The 18411-nt window shown below is 45.2% G+C and carries 20 protein-coding genes; 5 read left to right on the top strand and 15 right to left on the bottom strand.

Annotated elements, in window-relative coordinates:
• Positions 1-118 precede the first annotated feature (118 nt).
• Positions 119-742, bottom strand: a complete 624-nt coding sequence (locus tag BI182_RS05100; protein ID WP_286805952.1) for a CatB-related O-acetyltransferase — start codon at positions 740-742, stop codon at positions 119-121.
• A gap of 464 nt (positions 743-1206) precedes the next feature.
• On the opposite strand from BI182_RS05100, the gene BI182_RS05095 reads away from it, so the two are divergent.
• From BI182_RS05095 to BI182_RS05085, 3 genes are all read left to right on the top strand, one after another.
• A complete protein-coding gene (locus BI182_RS05095) occupies positions 1207-1674 on the top strand; it encodes a helix-turn-helix domain-containing protein (RefSeq protein ID WP_353744746.1) in 468 nt (155 codons plus the stop codon).
• The gene (locus tag BI182_RS05090) at positions 1664-2740 is read left to right on the top strand and encodes an alpha/beta hydrolase (protein ID WP_286805951.1); all 1077 of its coding nucleotides are present in this window, start codon (positions 1664-1666) and stop codon (positions 2738-2740) included. The genes BI182_RS05095 and BI182_RS05090 overlap by 11 nt, the downstream gene beginning before the upstream one ends.
• 218 nt (positions 2741-2958) lie before the next feature.
• Positions 2959-3801, top strand: coding sequence for a nitroreductase family protein (locus BI182_RS05085; protein ID WP_286805949.1), 843 nt, complete (start codon positions 2959-2961; stop codon positions 3799-3801).
• Between the two features lie 27 nt (positions 3802-3828).
• Here BI182_RS05085 and BI182_RS05080 read toward each other — a convergent pair whose 3' ends face one another.
• The 6 genes from BI182_RS05080 to BI182_RS05055 form a co-directional block, all read right to left on the bottom strand.
• Positions 3829-4776: an alpha/beta hydrolase gene (locus tag BI182_RS05080; protein ID WP_070370721.1), complete on the bottom strand. Its 948-nt coding sequence runs from the start codon at positions 4774-4776 to the stop codon at positions 3829-3831.
• A gap of 111 nt (positions 4777-4887) precedes the next feature.
• Entirely contained in the window at positions 4888-6006 is a 1119-nt protein-coding gene (locus BI182_RS05075) for a radical SAM protein (protein WP_286805947.1), read from the bottom strand.
• 9 nt (positions 6007-6015) lie between these two features.
• Entirely contained in the window at positions 6016-6165 is a 150-nt protein-coding gene (locus BI182_RS05070) for a hypothetical protein (protein ID WP_175440916.1), read from the bottom strand.
• Between the two features lie 173 nt (positions 6166-6338).
• Positions 6339-7145: an MBL fold metallo-hydrolase gene (locus BI182_RS05065; protein ID WP_286805946.1), complete on the bottom strand. Its 807-nt coding sequence runs from the start codon at positions 7143-7145 to the stop codon at positions 6339-6341.
• 99 nt (positions 7146-7244) lie between these two features.
• The gene (locus tag BI182_RS05060; RefSeq protein ID WP_084633553.1) at positions 7245-8069 is read right to left on the bottom strand and encodes a pentapeptide repeat-containing protein; all 825 of its coding nucleotides are present in this window, start codon (positions 8067-8069) and stop codon (positions 7245-7247) included.
• A 110-nt stretch (positions 8070-8179) separates the two neighbouring features.
• Positions 8180-8734 (bottom strand): helix-turn-helix domain-containing protein, encoded by a 555-nt coding sequence (locus tag BI182_RS05055; protein WP_286805944.1) that lies wholly within the window; start codon positions 8732-8734, stop codon positions 8180-8182.
• A gap of 107 nt (positions 8735-8841) precedes the next feature.
• On the opposite strand from BI182_RS05055, the gene BI182_RS05050 reads away from it, so the two are divergent.
• A complete protein-coding gene (locus tag BI182_RS05050; protein ID WP_286805942.1) occupies positions 8842-9426 on the top strand; it encodes a LysE family transporter in 585 nt (194 codons plus the stop codon).
• A 90-nt stretch (positions 9427-9516) separates the two neighbouring features.
• Here BI182_RS05050 and BI182_RS05045 read toward each other — a convergent pair whose 3' ends face one another.
• The 4 genes from BI182_RS05045 to BI182_RS05030 all read right to left on the bottom strand — a co-directional run bounded on the left by BI182_RS05045 (position 9517) and on the right by BI182_RS05030 (position 12229).
• Positions 9517-10293 (bottom strand): EFR1 family ferrodoxin, encoded by a 777-nt coding sequence (locus tag BI182_RS05045; protein ID WP_228880024.1) that lies wholly within the window; start codon positions 10291-10293, stop codon positions 9517-9519.
• Positions 10294-10311: 18 nt separating this feature from the next.
• Complete coding sequence (locus tag BI182_RS05040) at positions 10312-10629, bottom strand: alpha/beta fold hydrolase (RefSeq protein ID WP_286805941.1); 318 nt, start codon at positions 10627-10629, stop codon at positions 10312-10314.
• Positions 10598-11569 carry a histidine kinase N-terminal 7TM domain-containing protein gene (locus BI182_RS05035; protein ID WP_286805938.1) on the bottom strand — a complete coding sequence of 324 codons (972 nt, stop codon included), beginning with the start codon at positions 11567-11569 and terminating at the stop codon, positions 10598-10600. The genes BI182_RS05040 and BI182_RS05035 overlap by 32 nt, the downstream gene beginning before the upstream one ends.
• Before the next feature lie 129 nt (positions 11570-11698).
• Positions 11699-12229 carry a prolyl-tRNA synthetase associated domain-containing protein gene (locus BI182_RS05030; protein ID WP_286805937.1) on the bottom strand — a complete coding sequence of 177 codons (531 nt, stop codon included), beginning with the start codon at positions 12227-12229 and terminating at the stop codon, positions 11699-11701.
• Between the two features lie 293 nt (positions 12230-12522).
• Here BI182_RS05030 and BI182_RS05025 point away from each other — a divergent pair, with 293 nt between their 5' ends.
• Positions 12523-13572 carry a phospholipase D-like domain-containing protein gene (locus BI182_RS05025; protein WP_286805936.1) on the top strand — a complete coding sequence of 350 codons (1050 nt, stop codon included), beginning with the start codon at positions 12523-12525 and terminating at the stop codon, positions 13570-13572.
• A 216-nt stretch (positions 13573-13788) separates the two neighbouring features.
• Here the strand turns inward: BI182_RS05025 and BI182_RS05020 are convergent, their stop codons facing one another.
• The 4 genes from BI182_RS05020 to BI182_RS05005 all read right to left on the bottom strand — a co-directional run bounded on the left by BI182_RS05020 (position 13789) and on the right by BI182_RS05005 (position 18229).
• Positions 13789-14508 (bottom strand): ABC transporter permease, encoded by a 720-nt coding sequence (locus BI182_RS05020; RefSeq protein WP_286805934.1) that lies wholly within the window; start codon positions 14506-14508, stop codon positions 13789-13791.
• A gap of 18 nt (positions 14509-14526) precedes the next feature.
• On the bottom strand, positions 14527-15243 hold the full coding sequence (locus BI182_RS05015; protein ID WP_070370701.1) for an ABC transporter ATP-binding protein: 717 nt from the start codon (positions 15241-15243) through the stop codon (positions 14527-14529).
• An 81-nt stretch (positions 15244-15324) separates the two neighbouring features.
• Positions 15325-15864: a PadR family transcriptional regulator gene (locus tag BI182_RS05010; protein WP_070370700.1), complete on the bottom strand. Its 540-nt coding sequence runs from the start codon at positions 15862-15864 to the stop codon at positions 15325-15327.
• Positions 15865-16108: 244 nt separating this feature from the next.
• Complete coding sequence (locus BI182_RS05005) at positions 16109-18229, bottom strand: hypothetical protein (protein ID WP_286805930.1); 2121 nt, start codon at positions 18227-18229, stop codon at positions 16109-16111.
• Positions 18230-18411: the final 182 nt, after the last annotated feature.

The following is an 18411-nucleotide window of genomic DNA, read 5'->3' as shown; positions in this document are numbered from 1 at the left end:
TTATACCTCTTTGTTTCGCTCATTTCTACAAAACCCTCAATCAAACAATAAAAAACGAGGCGCCAAAATTTTTCATCTCAACGTCTCGCCATTTATTTTTTATTGCAAAATCACATTTTTATAATTGACCGATATTTCCACACATAATATCATTTAATTTTTCACGCAGTTGTTCCTTATCCCAATCCCACCAACAAAGCGACTGCAATTTTTCAATTGTTTCATCGTCGAATCGCTTTTTAATCGGTATTGCAGGCACACCACCGACGATTGTGTAGCGCTCAACATCTTTAGTGACAACGGCTCTGGTTCCGATGATTGCGCCATTGCCAATATGCACTCCCGACATAATAACAGCTTCATAGCCAATCCAGACATCATTTCCAATCACAATATCACCTTTTTTATCCCAGGCTTGGGTAACATCTTTCTGTTCAAGGCCATATTCTTCCCAAAATAACGGAAATGGATAAGTCGACAGCGATTTCAACGTATGGTTGGCACTGGTAAAAATGAACTTTGCACCGCAGGCAATGGAACAGAATTTACCAATAATCAATTGGTCATGATTGATGGGATAATGATATAACACATTATTTTTTTCAAAATCAATGGGATTATTTACGAAATCGTTATACATGGTATAGTCGCCAATCTTAATATTATGATTGGTAATAACAGCATTCAGATAAATGGTCTGAGTATCACCAGTCCGCGGATAGGTTTTTCCCGGAATGGACATTTCAAATCCTCCTAATCGTTTAATAGATTTACTTGTTTAATAAATTTTCAAATCTATTCCAGCCTTTACAATGCAACATTTCATTACTTTCCCACCTTTCCTATTCCATTTTAATTTAACTGAAGATGACCTTCAATCTTTTTTTCTAAAGCACTTCTCGCTATTGTATCGAAGCACATGATGATAAGCGAAGCCTTCAGTTACAAGTATATATTCTGTCTAGGCTTATCCACATCACCCTCCTTATTTTGCCTTAGATATTTTATCAGATTTTGAACGTTTTGTTTTGACCATTCTTGCTGTCTTTTATCACTGATTGTTCTCACCCGTCGTTTTCATTGTGAATACAATGTGACGACGTTGCATAAAGCAACCAAAGCTGACATTTTTTGCACCATTGTGTTAACATCAATTGATGGATGTCGTTGCGGAAAACTGGTAGAATAAGCTCAGGTGGTGAAAATATGAAAAATATGATAAGTGTGAATTTGCAGACCCTGCGAAAAACCCATCAGTACACGCAAGAAGATGTGGCTGAGAAGATCGCCGTTTCCCGACAATCCGTTGCTAAATGGGAAAACGGTGAAAGCTTACCGGATATGAATAAATGCATTGCCCTGGCAGCACTTTATAACATTTCCCTTGATACCCTCGTCAACGGTATTGAAACAGTTGGCGTACCCCTACCGCCAAAAGGCAAACACGTTTTTGGCACGGTGATTGTCGGTGAACGCGGACAAATCGTCATACCCAAAAAAGCCCGGGACATCTTCCAGATCAACCCCGGCGACAGCCTGATGATTCTGGGTGATGAAAATCAGGGCGGTCTGGCCCTGATTGATACCAATCAATTCATCAGTCAGTTTGAATTTGTCAAACAAAGTTTGAGCAATGCCGATCAAACCGCGAAGGACAACGAAAGTGAAGATTAAAAAAATGCAACTAGCCCTGATTGTTCTGGTATTTGTGGTAATCGGCATTGCCGTTGCCCTTGGTTATTTTTTTTACAGCAACTTACATCCGATCGATGATCACTATCTCAAACAAACCCTTGCCGCCGGCTTTACCGAGCAAACAGTCACGCTTGATAGTGGTTCGGTTATTAATTATGGTGAGGGCCCAGATAACGGCCCCGCTCTGCTGTTAATCCACGGTCAAGGCGTATCCTGGGAGGATTATGCGGCAGTTCTGCCTAAATTGTCGAAGAACTATCATGTCTTTGCAGTGGATTGCTTTGGCCACGGTCAATCCAGTCATGATCCGGCGCTTTATTCCTGCGCGGTAAATGGCCAAGCGCTAATCTGGTTTATGGATCATGTCATCGGTGAAAAATGCTTCGTATCCGGTCATTCTTCTGGCGGTATTCTGGCGGCCTGGCTAGGCGCCAACGCACCCACACGGGTTAGCGGCCTGGTTCTTGAAGATCCCCCGCTCTTTTCCGTCACGCCAGCGGAAATGCAAGAAGGTGCTGGCTGCTTCGCCTGGAAAGATACCTTTATGACCATTCACAGCTTTCTAAACCAAACAGAGGAAACCGATTTTGTTGTATACTATTTTAAAAATGGTTACATGACGTCCCTTTTTGGTGGTCTGAAAGAACGGGTGGTTCTAGCCGTCGAAACATTCCGCCAAGAGCACCCCGACCAGGGGCCCCGAATTTTCTGGATTCCCTATTCCTGGATGCGGTTGATGAACACCATTGATCATTATGATCTGGCCTTTGGCGAAGCCTTTTACGACGGTTCATGGATGCATGGGATCGATCAGGAAACCCTGCTAAAAGCGATTCCAAGTCCGACGATTTATCTCAAAGCCGAAACGAATTATGGTCAGGACGGCGTTTTGTATGCCGCCAATAGCGATGCCGATGCCGAAAAGGTTCAGACTTGCCTCTCCAATTACGAAACCATGACCATTAAATCCGGTCATGACATCCACTATGAACATCCCGACTTTTTTGTTTCTGCATTAAAAAAACTGCAGGACAAAACAAAATAATTTGCCCTCCTAACCAACCTGATGGCTGGCTTAAAAAATTCAGAACTTCTTGCTGCTTAAAAACCGGCGATTGTCATTGACAATCGCTATTTATGTTGTGTAAAATATAATTGTCTAAAATATTGTCTGTTTTGTATTTCAGGCAATGACGAACGTACTGCAAATGCTGCATTCCGTTTGTCAAACGCCTATGGATCATTATTCGAAGGAGAATCATCATGAAGATTAAATTTCCAGTTGAAGAAACCGTAAAAAAACGCTATAGCGTCCGAAATTATCAGGAACGAGTCATTGAAGCGGATAAAATAAGCGCCATTGCAGCTTTTATGAAGACGTTGAATAATCCTTTTGGCCCAACTGTCACCTTTCACACCCTTGATATTAAAGCCAACCAAACCAGCCAAAAGCTTGGCACCTACGGGGTCATCAAGGGTGCCAGTCACTATATTGGTGCAACAATTACCCCGGAACCCATGGCACTGGAAGCGCTGGGGTATGAATTTGAAGCCCTGGTTCTTTATCTGGCTGATCAGGGTCTTGGCAGCTGCTGGTTAGGGGGCACCTTTGACCGCCGCAGTTTTTCTACGGCAATGCACATCGATGACGGTGAACTTTTTCCGATTATCAGCCCCTATGGCTACGCTGCCGAACACAAGCATTTTAAAGAAAAAGCAATGCGTAAACTAATCAAGGCCGATCAACGTAAAAACTGGCCGCAATTGTTTTTTAAGGATGATTTTCAGACCCCACTGACCGAAGCAACCGCTGGCGATCTGGCCTTTGCTCTGGAAATGGTCCGGTTAGGGCCATCGGCCTCCAATAAACAGCCCTGGCGGATTGTCTTACTCGATGGTAACTGTCATTTTTATGAGGCAAAAGAACCGGGCTATAGTAAGGCCTTTGCCTACGATATCCAGCGGGTTGACTTGGGCATTGCTGCGGCCCACTTTGATTTTGCCACCCAGGAAGGCAACATCAACGGGCATTTTGTCACCACTGCTGCGCCGGAACTGACCTTACCGCAGCACCTGGAATACGTCTTTTCGTGGATCAGGGAATAATGTGACCGCAGCAAACCTGTTTCAGCATCATCGGTTCAGCTCGATTTCACTGTGGTAAAAAGCCTTTTTCAGGGCCTCAACCCGTTTATCAAGACTTTGTCTGACAATTGCACTGTCTTCGGCGATTTCAAAGCCGTGGATGGTGCCTTTGGTCTGGTGCAATTCTGCCATAATTCCGTTTTCTTTTAGGGTCTCGGCAAAAAGAATGCCCTCATCCCTAAGACAATCAAACTCTGCCACTTCTACATAGGCTGGCGGTAAATTGACAAACGAAGCAGCTTCCATCGGCGATGCATAGCCCCGTTCCAATGAACAACCATCCTTTAAATAGAGTTTCCACATCTTTTCATTCTGCCTGGCATTCCATAGTGGCGTATCGATGTATTCTTTCATCGAATGGGTATTAAGCCGGGCATCCGTAACCGGATAAATCAGCATCTGAAAACAAAGCGCCGGCGCCCTTCGATCCCGGGCCATCAGACACAGACCGGCAGCCAGAGCGCCACCGGCACTGTCCCCGCCGACCCCTATTCGACTGGGATCGATGCCAATTTCGGCGGCATTCTGATAGACCCAGTGAAGGGCAGCATAGCAATCCTCCAGCGCAACCGGAAACGGATGCTGGGGTGCCAGCCGGTAATCCACAAAGACCACCTTGCAAGGAGTATGGCTGGCGTAGTCACAGATCAACCGCTTATGAAAAGCGGCCGATTTCAATACAAAGGCACCACCATGAAGATAAATCAGACAGGGCAGCCGCTCCTCTGACGCTTCCGGCTCATAAATAATCAGCTCCACCGGTTCATTTTGATAGCCACCAATTATTATCCGGGTTTCTCGAACCCCTGGCTCCGGCGGTCGTTTATTGAAACTTCGTTCAATCACCCCATTCATTAACGGCAACAATCTTTCGGGAATTGGTGTTTTGATTTTTTCATATTTTTTAAAATCCGGATGGATTGGGTATTTGGTCACGTTTTCTCCCCCTGGGTCAATACAGCGCTGCAAATTTCATCGCTTTTTCTTTTACCAACTGTCTTTGACAGTTCATTTTTCAGCTACTCACCGCTACTTGATTATCCCTTTTTAAATTGTCAACGGCCGATAAGCCGCCGGCAGTTCTTCTTCAGTCAGAAATTCAAAGCCCTCATCCCGCAAAATCGGCAGGAAAAAGGTGTAAGGAATCCGGGAAAATTCACAGGAATAGTTGCTGGCCCCAAACCACATACCCGCTTTGCCGCTTACGTTTAACCCTCTGGCAAACTTGGTATCATTTGAACAATCATGAACCACCAGATCCCAGTTTTCGGTATCGGCAATGGCCATCAATTTCAAGGTCAACTCACGACTCCAAATCGGCGAGATATAACCCCGGCGGGCAATATACATCAACTCACCCATATAGTTATCAATATTATTTGGATTCAGGTGCAGCTCGGCGCAATTGATAAAATCAAGTCCGGTTCCCAAAATGGCGGCTTTTTTCTGGAAAAAGGCGTCAAAAAATTCGGGGGTCATCGGAGTTTCGATCCCCACCTTGGCAATGTATTTTTTAGCCGTCGCAATCATTTCAATCACCTTATCGGAGCAGTTGGAGGCTCCCAAATTAAAGCGGATCTCATTTAAACCGGATGCCCCCAGTTCTTTTAAGGTTTCTTCAGTGGCCAGGGTTCCATTGGTATAAAGATGCTGATAAATACCGGCCTCACTGAATTTTTTAATTACCGGATAATACAATTCAATTTCCATAAATGGCTCTAAAAAGACGTAAGCAATCCCCGTCGGGTGTTGTTGGATCGAAAGCAGCAGATCGAGATCTTTTTCATAGAATTTAGTGCCGCCAATTTCCCATAATCCTTCGCCCACCGGGGCAATGTCGTCAAGTTCGCCGTAGTTGTAGCAGAATTTACATTCGATATTGCATTTATTGGTTTTGCGGATCGCACTTAAACCCGTCCCCAGCAGGCAGGAACGGCAGCCCGGGGGAAACTTGCTTTCATCCCCAACATAAAGGGTGCGCTGCTCCAGGGATTTCAGATTTTTAATGTCTTTTTTCAGTTTAGTGTTGCGGTGCTCGATGGCCGCCTCAATCTGGGCAAAAGTCGCATATACGATTTCCTGCTGATTGGCCATCAGTTCTTCATCTTCCGGCAGCATCGCAAAAAATTCAAACCACATCAACGCATCTTTTTTTGATATTTTCAAACTATTCTCCTAATCATTGGCTTCTTCTTGTTTTTCAATGGTTCTGAGGGCATTGCGCAATGCATCCCGAACCGACTCTTCGATATGGTTGGGAATTACCATTACCGCATCAAGGGCATCGATCAAAATCCGGATCTTATCTTCCTTGCTCATTTTCATCTGTTTGTTTCCTTTCATATTTACACAGCTTTTTTTCATTATCCCTATTCTATTGGTTTATCCTGAAAAAATCAACCCTTGGGCTTAACCCAGATAACTGCGCCATCGACATTGCTTATCAGCCGGTTGGTGGCGCTATTGGTTATTGCTGTTATTGCTGTTTTCGATATATGTCACCATATCAAGGATAATCCCACCGCGACTTCCCGGACGGGAATCTTCTCATTTATTTTTGCTTTCACCGCAAAAGAAACACAATGACAGGGGTAAAGGTTTATAATCTGGTTTTCTGCAAAATAAGCCTGGGTTTTAAAGAGCTGTTCATCGAGTTCAAAGAGATGAAAGCCGCCGATCACCCCATTAATCCGCTGATCCTGACAGATTTCTTTGGCATACTCAATAATATTGCAGATACCACTGTGGGAACAGCCAGTGATAATAACTAGTCCCGTCTCACTCTGATAGACCAGCGCCGAATCATCCAAAACGGCATCTGCAACCCATTGATCATTTTCACAGCTCATCCCGATTGGCTGCTGTCCTTCAAAATCAAACCGCCGGGGAATTTCCCCCAGAAACAGAAGCTTCTCACTGAGCCAGGTGGGCTGACTTATCAGTGACAGCTGGCAGCACTGATCGAGCTGCTGGCGTGATAGTGGTGAACCAATTGCTTCACCTTCATCCTGTTTTTGATTAAAACACCGGGGATGGGCTATCAGCTTTGTGTTTTGGAGACTCATCTGATTCACCAGATATGCTAATCCGCCGGTATGATCATTATGCCCATGGGATAAAACAATGGTATCCAGCAGATTCAAATCAACTCCCAATTTTTTTGCATTGTGAATCAAAACGTCCGAATATCCGGTATCAAACAGAATTTTCTGACTCCCCTCCTCAATATAAAAACTCAAAGCCGGCTCGCCCAGAAAATACTGATCAATATACGTGTTGTTATCAACTAATACCGTTAATTTCATCTTTTTCTCCTGATTCAATTACACAAGCCCTCCCATTTGGAAGTGCTTTTATTTCTGCGATCACCATACCACTATTGATGATGATCCGTTGCCTCACCGCTACCAGTGCAAAGGCCGCACCAGGTTTTTAGGTAGTTTTGTTTCTGTATTTCCGCTGGCTGCGTTAATCTGCATCTGGGTTAAAAACAGACTCTTGCTTAAATCCGTATTTTTGATGTTTGCGTCACGAAGATCTGCACCCAAAAAATTGCTTCCGCGCAGGCTGGCCCCTTCCAGATTGGCAGCAATCATCAACACCATGCTGAAATCACTGCCGTCAAAATTTTTCCCACTCAAATTCTTGCCAAGAAAATTCTTGGTCATCTTTTTATTTGCGGGCATCACCGCCACCTGGTGGCTGATCTGTTTAAGTATTCGATTAACCTTTTCCCGATAAGCCGCTACATCCGTGTTTAACATTGCATCCGCTGCCTTCGCGGTCAGCTGCTCATTCTCCACAATCAACGCCATGATCTCTGTTTGTTGCTTCTGATCAGAGCTTATCTCCCGGGCTTCCAGCAGGTACCAGGCCATTTGATGGAGCTGAAACACCACCGTAAAGGTCTGAAACAGTTCCTTTGCTTTTTGAGGATTGGTTTTCCAATTCCCATCTTCACCCATCTTTTGAGTCACTTTCTGACCGGCGCCAAAGCAGTCGTAGCCCAGACACCCTTTCATCTTTTGCTCTGCCAAACGGTCATGGATATCACAACGAAAATCTGAACGCAGATGCCGACAGGGCACCCCCGCTGCTTTATTCTCTGGGAATCCATCGGTTTTCATACAATATAGAGCGACACAACACAAGCCGCAGCATTTTTCGCAGTCAATGCGAAGGGCCTTCTGCAAATCGGCCACTTTATCCATCATTTCACTGTTTGTCATTCTCTCACCACCGGTTCATTGTTTCTATTATTTGATTCATCCTGACCAGACTATTAATCATTTTTGATACATCCATCCGATGCTATATTTTTGTCTATCTTGGTTCGATCTCAGTTCTCTGAATAATAAATAATCATACTAAGACTGGCCGTGGTTATCCCCATGTTTCGATAGGCATGAGGAACATCGGCTTTAAACCGAATTGAATCTCCTTTTTCCAGCCGAAAGGTTTCTGCCCCGACAGAAATCTCCACCGCCCCTTCAAAAACTGTGACGTATTCTTCGGTTCCCTGAATGTGGGGTTGGGCAGACATCTGCCCATTTTCAACAATTTCAATACGGTAGGTCTCAAACAACTTTTTTTCATCAAAAGGAAAAACAGGATAATTGATGTATTTTCCATCGTCTTCCACCAGTGGTGTAACCGATTGAGCCAGGATCACCATGGTCTCTTCCGATTGTAAATTTAATAAAGATGAAAAGGATATTTTATAACCGTTGGCAATTTTCCACAGCACCGAAATCGTTGGATTCACATCCCCCTTTTCTATCTGGGCCAACATACTCCGGGAAACTCCGGTTTCCCGGGCTGCGGCATCCAGAGTCAGCTTCTTAGCTTCCCGTATCTCCTTGATATTTTTTCCAATAATTAAAGTGATGTCCAAAAAAACCTCCTATTGACAATATATTAAACTTAAAGTACAATATATTGAATTCTTGTATAGTGTACTTTAAGTTTAATATACCATCATATTCTTAGGAGGTCAATTCGATGTTCAGTTTTTTCAATTTTTTAACCTATGCAGTGGTAACGGCAGTCACACCAGGCCCCAACAACCTGATGTCCATGTCCATTGCCCGGCAATCAGGATTCAAACAGGCCCTCCCTTTCAATTTCGGTGTTTTCTTTGGATTTTCAGTGGTGATGTTAATATGCACCTTCTTTTTCACAATGCTTTCATCCATGTTTCCCATGATTAAAACCCCGATGGTGATCATCGGGGCTCTCTACTTGCTGTTTCTAGCTTATAAAACGTATCAAAGTTCATCTGAAATCAAGGAAAGTCTGACCAAAAGCAGCTTCGTCAGCGGTTTCTTGCTGCAGTTTATCAATCCTAAAATTTATCTCTATTGCCTGATCTCCATGGAAGTCTACATCCTCCCTTATTTTTCTCATGATTTTCCTATGCTGGTCTTTTTTTCTGGCGTGCTGTCGCTGATTGGCTTTGCCTTTACCCTGTGCTGGGCCTTCTTTGGCGCTCTCTTTCAGACGCTTTTCTCAAAACATGCCCGGCTCACCAATACCATACTAGCCCTGCTTCTGGTTTATTGCGCTGCTTCCTTATTTTTTGAGTAGTGAAGGCAGTTAGAATTTGTCAATGATGTCTATTCCTCCGTTTCTATAAAAACCATGGTGTCATAAATTTAACGCCTTCGGTATTCGTAATCAAAAATCGTCGCTGTACAACTGGTGAATTCCCGGATATTGTTTTTTAACCGGGGCATGCAACAAGACCGTAATTGCTTGTTGCGGACACTGGTTGACGCAGCGATAACAAAGGGTACATTGACCGTTTTGCAAAATCCCGCTGTCTACCTGCTTCAAATTTTGCATCGGGCAGATTTTTATACATTTACCGCAGACAGTACAGGCGGCACTAATTTTTACATCTTTTTCTGCTTTTTTCTCAAGCCTCACAAAGGAACGGCGCTGTAACAAGTACCCGCTATATTGGGACAAAACATTAAAACCCCTTTTTTTAACAATGCCGCTGCTTAAATCCCTGCCGACCCGCTCTAGTTTTGCTTCTGCTTTACTAAGATAGCGGTTGATTTTTTTATTGTCCTGCACCGGAAAAATCGGCAGATTGCAAATGTTGTTGGGCATATTGAAATGCTCCGCATATAAAATTTCCACTGCAACACCATCCAGCAGATCGGTAAAGATCCGGGCTCCATCACCCGAGAACATCAGCTGCGTACAAAAAATAATCAGCTTTTTGCCCTCAAAACAGCTTTGATGGGCGATAATAAAATCCCGCATAATACGTGGAACACAGGAACCATAAATCGGGTAGCAGACCGCGACGGTGTTTGTCGTTGTCAATACTTCACTAAAATCAATCGCCTCTTCAATCGAAAAACAGGCGGCATTCGTTTTCTCTGAAAAACGCTCGGCAATGTATCGGGAATTTCCGGTGCCTGAAAAATATATAGTAACCATTAATCCTCCTCGTCGGCTTTACTTTTCTATCCTGCCACAACTAAAAAAGTTGCTCAACAGCGGATTTAACACCGCTGGCATTCGCAGCGAAAAATCATGTCGCCCCCCTTTTAAAAAAAGTGTCTGACAATTCTGATTGCGTTTGCCCAGCTCAACAACCGAGGTTTTTATTTCACTGAATTCTTTTTCACCACAAACTGCCAGCATGGGAATTTTCACTTTGGCATAATTTGGTTGTTCATCCAGAAAAATTCGATCCTTAAACCAGGCCACATACTGTTCGGGGGTAATTTTTTGGGTGTAATCAACCAGAAAATCCTCCTGCACCTTGGACAAATGCCAGTATTTTGCCTGCAGTCGCAGCAGCCCCGACAGCCTGGACGTCCGTTGTGTCCAGATCCCCTTCGGTCAAGGAAATACCCAGTTCTCCCAAAAGCTGACTGGCCATTTTGTTGTAATCGATGATGATATTTTGCTGGCTGACCAGCAGGATGGCGTCCCGGTTGGACTCAAAAGCCTTACTCCGGGCCCGAGCCTTGGCCGACAGAAAATCATACTTCCAAATAGCGATAACCACCATCAGGCAGGTTAAGGGCAGACAGATCGCCATATAGTCGATGATAAATCCGAAGGGTTTGAAATATGAAAGCAGCAATCCGATTGTTGCCGTGATAGACGCAATCACAATCAGCCGAATCTTCCCGATCTTCTGCTCCCGGTTTTTCATAAAATACACAAAAAACAGCCCCAGGGTAATAATAATCATCAGCATGGAATGGATACTCTGGACAAACATCCACGGCCCGTAAATTCGGTTTAACAAAAGTTTGTCGCCCTGATATACGAAATCAACCGTGGCAAAATAGAGATGATGATAATCGTTGGTTAATCGCAACACCATGGTTATTACCGGAATAACATAGATAAACAGACTCAGTAACACCCGGTGTCGGGCAAAGTGACCGGTATACATTAATCCCGCGGTTAACCAGAAGGCTGAAACAAACGGAATCCCCAAATACTCAAACTGGTTCCAGAAGAGGATCTGGGCTTCGGTATTGGAATTGAGTTCCATGGCATAACCAAATATGTAGATACCAATCGCAAAGCTCAACGCCAGCATAAACGTTGCATAACCAGTGCTATTAACTGACTTGATATGGACCGCCCAGTAAATTGCAGTAAACAGCATCACAAAAAAATAAATATTGATTAGATTGTAACCAATCATTAAAGCTACCCCGTTATTGTGAAAATACTTCTGTGCGCTTATCATATCATATCCCACCCTCAGTGTGGATGATTTTCTTTGGGCGACCAGCTTAAATATCAAACCCATTTTATTTTCTGGCCGAAAAAACGGCGCCTGTGAAACGCATAGAACGCTGCGTTCTTTTTCGATTGCTTATCCGAGGTTAATCACCGCAACCGAACTGCTATGGCTTTTAATCAGCTCAATTAGCGCCTCTGTTTTCAGCCAGACTGTCATCGTATTTTCATTTGGATGAATGCCGATCAAACGATTGCGAAAGAATTCATCGATAAATACTTGGACTCTTTTGTCCTTGTCGTTTAAGACGCCAAATGGTGTTACCGAGCCTTTCTGCAGTCCCAGAATTTCATTCAAATCCTTTTCGGAAGCAAAACTAAGCCGCCGTGAGCCAATTATTTCCTGGAACTTCTTAAGGCTAACGAGCTTTTCTTCGCAAACAGAAATCAAATAATAGTGTTTTTTCTTATCATCCCGGACAAACAAATTCTTCGCAATGCAATTGGCATGCGGTAATCCCAATTTCTTCATTTCATCAATCGTATATACCGCTTCATGTGCAAGGGATTCATAGAAAATGCCCGAATCATCCAATAATTTCAACACCTCTTGTTTTTTAACCGGCATACTGATCACCCACCAGGTTTTCATGACTGATCGTAACAATATCCATCTCACCACCATAAAATTTATCCATTATTACTCCCTCCGATTCACTCTAACTATGTATCTTTTAGCACCAAAAGCTTCCTTGACCATTATTTTCATTATACGCCTGTCATCCACCTTCTTCAATTCTGCAGATCTATTTTATCAACTTTTATTAGCACCACAGGATCTTCTCGCCTTTATCACTGATCCCATATTGTTTCCTTGTGATTTTATGATTAATCTTGAGTTTAAACGCAGATTCGTTATATAATGAAAACGATTCATTATGATAAGGAGATATGATCACAATGGCTAATAGACTATGTTCCAAAAAAACGTTTTTCCTGAAACTATCAACATTGTTCGTAACCGGGATTCTCATGGGAGGATTGCTACTGGGATGCAGCAACCCAAAAACAGAGAGCAAGTCCGAACCCCCTGCCACGCCAACTTACACCCTCATTACCCTGCCGGATGATGGCTATCAGAAGATTTATGATTTCATCGATTCCGCCAATAAAAGCATTGATATGACCATGTATGCATTGATCGATTCCAATGCTGAAGCGGCTCTGATTGCAGCGGCGCAACGGGGAGTCAATGTCCGGGTTCTGCTGAATTCCAATGCCTCTGACGGCGGCACTGTGGGAATGAATCAGCCAGCCTATGATAATTTATCGGCTAACGAGGTTCAGGTTGTCTATTCCTGGGACGGTGTTTTATGGCATCAGAAAAGCATCGTGGTGGACAATCAGAAAGTGGCTATCATGAACTGCAATCTGGTCGCCCAATATTATCCGATTCTCCGCGACTACGTGGTGATCACTGATAATCCGGCCACCGTGGCAGGGGTTTCCATCACCTTTGAGGCGGATTATACCAATAACACTGTCGCGCCTGTAGCTGGCGATGTCCCGGAAGGCTCTGAACTGGTCTGGTCCCCCGGCGCCGAGAAACACTTTACCAAGCTGATTGACTCTGCCCGACCCGGCACCACCCTCTATGTTGAAACCGAGCAACTTGATAGCACGGTTCTGGAGAACGCCCTCATCGATGCGGTCAAGCGGGGCGTAACGGTTAATTTTACCATGACCAATACCGGTGAGTTTACCGACGGCTTCGATACCCTAAAGGCTGGTGGTGTCAATGTCCATCTCTTTCCACAAAATGCGCCCATCTACATTCAATCCAAGGCCATTTCGGTGAATAATGAAACGGTCTATATTGGCAGCACCAATTTTACCACGACCAGTACCAATGCGGATCGAAATGTGGGCATTATCACCCAAAAGAAGGACATCGTCGATGGTCTGACAGCCACACTAATTCAAGATTTTCAAGAAGCCCCTGCATACTAAAAAACAACCAGAAGGCCGGATCTTTTTAGATCCGGCCTTCTGGTTAAGCACTCAGCAACGATCAACAAACCGACTGCTTTTGCCAATCCAGGGGGGAATTACTACTGCTACATGACCACTGTTTCAGATCAGCTTTATCCATTGTCTCTATGCCATTGCTTTATCACTCAACCATCAATCCTGACGGTTACGCATGTTATTGCGTTGCGACTTCTGTCAACGCTGATCATTGGCTTTCAATGACCAGATCGCCAGTAATAAGGCCAACCCAAGAAAACCAGCCAGCACGAACAAACTGAAGCGCCATTGCAGATAATCCCGAAGGAGAGCACCCCGCAGACCGTTTAGAAACCATTGGAAGGGATTGAATCGGCTAAGCTGAATAACAATGGCCGGGGCCGCATCAAGCGAATAAAAAGCGTCACTGAGCAACAGCAGACTCATCGAAATAAGATTTGCGGTAATGCTGGTTTGCGCTTCGGTTCGGCAAAGACGGGAGACAAAAAAGCTGAGCAAAACATAGCCCATCCCTGCCACCAGACAGACCAGCCCGGTCATCAGTAGCGCTTCTGGGGAAAGGCCAATCTGAAAAGCCAAACTGCCAACCGTCAGAACCAACAGGCCGCAAATCAATGAAACCAGCGTACCCGCCCCGGAGGTACTGACAACAAAAGCAGATAAGGGCAACGGGGTAACTTTGAGCAGCTGAAAGACGCCCCGACGACGCTGTGCCAGCAGTGAAAACACAGTGGTCGTCAAACCATAAAACAAAATCCCCATGGCCATCATCGCCGTTGTGATGCGGATCGCATAGTCGGGTTGATGAACCAGATAGCCTAAAATGAGGGTCCCGGCAATCGGCACCTCAATCGACCAGAACAGTAAAAACGGTTCCCGCAGGGCCGATTTGAGGGACAGCATAAAAATAGTATTCATATTAAACACCTTCTCTTTCTAATTGATCGGCTGAACAGCCGGTGTTTGGGTTAATTTCAAATACAGTTCATCAAGATTGGCAACGCCGTTTTCGGTAATCAGTTGTTTCGGGGCTCCTTCGGCAATGATTTGACCATTGTTCATAAAAATAATGCGATCAGCCAGGGTTTCCACTTCTTCCATATCGTGAGAGGAAAACAAAACCGTCTGATTATTGTTGACCATCTGGCGAATCAGCTCCCGAATTTCATGACTGGCCCGGGGATCAAGTCCGGCGGTGGGTTCATCAAGAACGATCAACGTGGGCTGATGGACAGTCGTCACTGCCAGGGCCAGTCGTTTTTGCTGACCCAGTGACAATCGGATCGCCGGAGTATTTCCGGTATCCCCGAGTTGACAGGCTTCCAACCGGTTCTGCAACTCGGCCTCACTAAGCCTGATTCGATACAGAGCACTGAACAAAGCCAGATTCTCCCGGGCTGAATAGCCTTCAAAAAATGGCGTTGTTTGAAGCTGAACGGCCAGATGCTGTTGATAATCGGTTCGCCAATAGGTAATCGATCCCTGATCCGGCGACAGAATTCCCAAAAGCATGGCAATCGTCGTCGATTTGCCAACCCCATTGGGGCCAATCAGAGCTACAATCTCCCCTTGGCCGATAACCATATCCAAACCTTTAATCACCACTTTATCCTGAAATTTTTTTGTTAATCCCTTTGCTTCAATTAAATTCATGGTTTTCTCCTTACTTCTATTTGTATATTCAATGTTGAGTATGAGGGTATTTTTTTCTCCCTTAATCTTAAGGGAGAATTTTCAGTCCTTTGATTCCAGCAGCTTAATGGCATTTTCCACCAAATCCTGCTGTTGTTTGACAATCGCAAACATGCTGTCAAAAATCAGGGTGGTCATCGGTGGGATATTCTGATGCATGGCGATTTCTTTGAGTCTGAGACCGCTTTCCAGAGCTTCCTGCTCGGCCGTCAAATTGTTAAGCTGACGCTTTAAGGCCTTTAATGCCACCTCAACCGGCAACTTCTCAATAAATGACAATCCTGAATACAAACCGGATGGGTAATGAACCGAGGGGTGCCCCAGCGAATCGGCAATCAACTGCGTCAGGTGTGCACGGCCATCGTCAGTGATCCGATATACTGCTTTTTGGCGATTCCCGGTCTGTTCAATCCGTTCGATTTCGACCAGATTTTCTTTTTCCATTTTCTTTAAAGCGTGATAAATTGAACCGATCAAAACGCCCCCCCAACGTTCGGCATCAGAGATCCGCAGCATCTGCTGAATATCATAACCGGACATCGGCTGAACATCGAGAAGTCCTAAAACAAGGATCCTTGTCATATTAATCCCTCCAATACTCTACGTTGAGTATTATATATTGATCATTTAATTTTGTCAACCTGAAATTTGACATTAATCCAACATTCAGAGGAATTTTGTCTGAAAACCTCTATTTCCCGACCACTACAATAAATTCGTTTGCTTTTTTTCTCTCCTGAATATGCAAAAATCGGGACATGGTTTTTCAAGCAAACTTGAATCCATGTCCCGCGCTTTATTGATTACGCTTCATTTTGAACGCTGATCAGGCTGCTGTTTCATAAAAAGCAGCACTACCGGTGTCAAAGGCGGTGCCTTTTTCCACGAGTACAATTTCAATTCCTTCCAGTCGGTATCCGTATCCAGCCGTACCGGACTCTGCGCCATTTGAGGCCCAGCCCAGCCAGCCCAGATTCTCAACCTGAACCCGGTAATAAACATCGTATTTATCGGCTTGTGTCCCGGTTAACTGAATTTTAATGGCTTCCAATCTTAAACTCTGGCCTTCCGTCCCGGACACCGTTCCATCTGCGACATAATCCTGCCAACCAATATTCTGGACATGGGTGGCATATTCAATCCCCAAGCCATCAATCCCACTTTCAATGGTAATGCCTTCCAGTCTCAAGCTCTGGCCGACGGTTCCTGACAGGGCACCGTCAGATACTGCATTTTGCCAGCCGATGTTCTGGACATGGGTGGCATAATTAATATTCCCGGTCGCCGCTAAATCGCCATCATAGGCTACCCCATTAACATACAGGGTATAACCATTTGTATCCAGGCCGCTGGCATCGCCGTCAAATTCGGTGATGTATGAATCCCCGGTGAGCTTCCAGGAACTGCCCTTTTCCAGAGTCACTTTCAGGGTTGCAGCGGTGGTTTTATCACTGTTAATTGAACCAGTAAACGTTGAACTATCCTGAAGGATCAAATCCAGGGTTGAGATGGCATCCACAGCGATATCCCCAGTCAGTGTCTGCTTTGAAGCGGTCAAGCTACATTTCCCACCGTTTGAACCGGCCGTTCCCCAACCCCGGCTGCCATCATTTCCAGCCACGGTTAAGAGATTACTATCAGCCGCCAGAGTCAGATCAACATTGCTTAATGCGATTTGGGACTCGGTATTGGTGACGTAGAACATATCACCGCTATTGGCTGTCAGCGAGCCATCGGTCATCTCAAAGCTGCTGTTTCCGACTTCGGCATCCCCGGACATGCTCTGATACAGCATCACGTTATGGATGTTATCCGCATCGGAATTCCCGGTGGAGCCGGTCATATTTCCGCTGACGGTACAGTTGTTCAATGTAACTGAGTTTAGCCCTTCCACCACAATGGCTTCGGATGTTTCAGCGTTCAGGGTGGCATCATTGATGGTGATATCCGCTGTACTGTAGACGGCTGGAGCGCCGGTGCTGCCGCTGGTGGTGTAGGTACCGCCATCAACAACCATGGTTCCGCCCCCCCGGTCACTTCGAATGGCGGCTTTAACAGTGGAATTAACAGTCAGGTTGCTGGCATAAAGATTTCCTCCACCAGCCACTTCGATGCCGCCGGCATTTCCACCGGTGACATTGATGGTGGTATCTTTGATGTTAATGGTGGCCCCGTTATAGGCAAAAACCCCGTTTGCTCCTTCGGCCGTTGCGGTCACACTACCCCCGGTAATATTCAGGATCGCATTGTCAAGAGCCAAAATGGCGGCATTGAGGCCGTAGAAACTGCTGGCATCACTGCTTGAAGCGGTGCCAGCAGTTTTTTCAACGGTCACCCCATTCAGATGGCCGGTGATGGCTCCTTCAGCCCGCAGGGCATTTTCATCATCGTTGGTTGAACTGTAGGTACCGCCACTTAAGCTTTCACCATCGGCCAGCAGGTATGCCCCGGCACCGGTGGAAACCGTGGCACCGCCGCCACCTCCGGGAGCTGCGCCAGGAGACCCACTTCCCGATATAATTTCAATGGAGGCAATGGTATCGGTGCCAGTGGTATAGGTGATTTTAAGCACTGCTCCGACCACAATGTCGGCCGCCGTGGCTTCTGAGCTTGCAGCTGACGTTTCGGTCGCTGTAGCAGAGCCACCGGTGGTGCCTGCTTCCGGAGGCTGTCCCGGCGACGCCTTGGTAATTGCCATATCATCGGTCAGGGTAAACGTTGAACTTTCACCGGTCAGAGTGAGCATTTCAGGCATTTCTCCCGGCGTTTCTCCCGGTGTTCCGGTATTCTGATTCAGGGTTCCGATGGCGATGGTTACTTCTTTTCCATCCACCTTCGTTACCTTGCCGTAAATGACATCTTCTGAAGCGGCACTGGCTGGAAAGGCCGTCAATGCCAGACAGGCCGTCACAATTAAACTGGTTAATAAACGCTTTGACTTTTTCATTTTTATCTCCTTTATCGATGAATGAATTGTCTCTTTAGCATTTATTGTAATCAGTTAACGTGATGATCAGGTGATTAATCTGTCAAATTCAAGTGATTTTTTCGTAATACCGGTAGGATCTCATGATGGGGACCGGAGCGGGATGTTTGCTGTGAAAACCATATTGTATTCTGCTTTCATTC

The sequence above is a fragment of the Acetobacterium sp. MES1 genome, assembly GCF_002237635.1.
In the GTDB taxonomy this organism is placed as follows: Bacteria; Bacillota; Clostridia; order Eubacteriales; family Eubacteriaceae; genus Acetobacterium; species Acetobacterium wieringae.
Note: the sequence above shows the minus strand (reverse complement) of the source record. Positions and strands in the feature narration are given on the sequence as shown.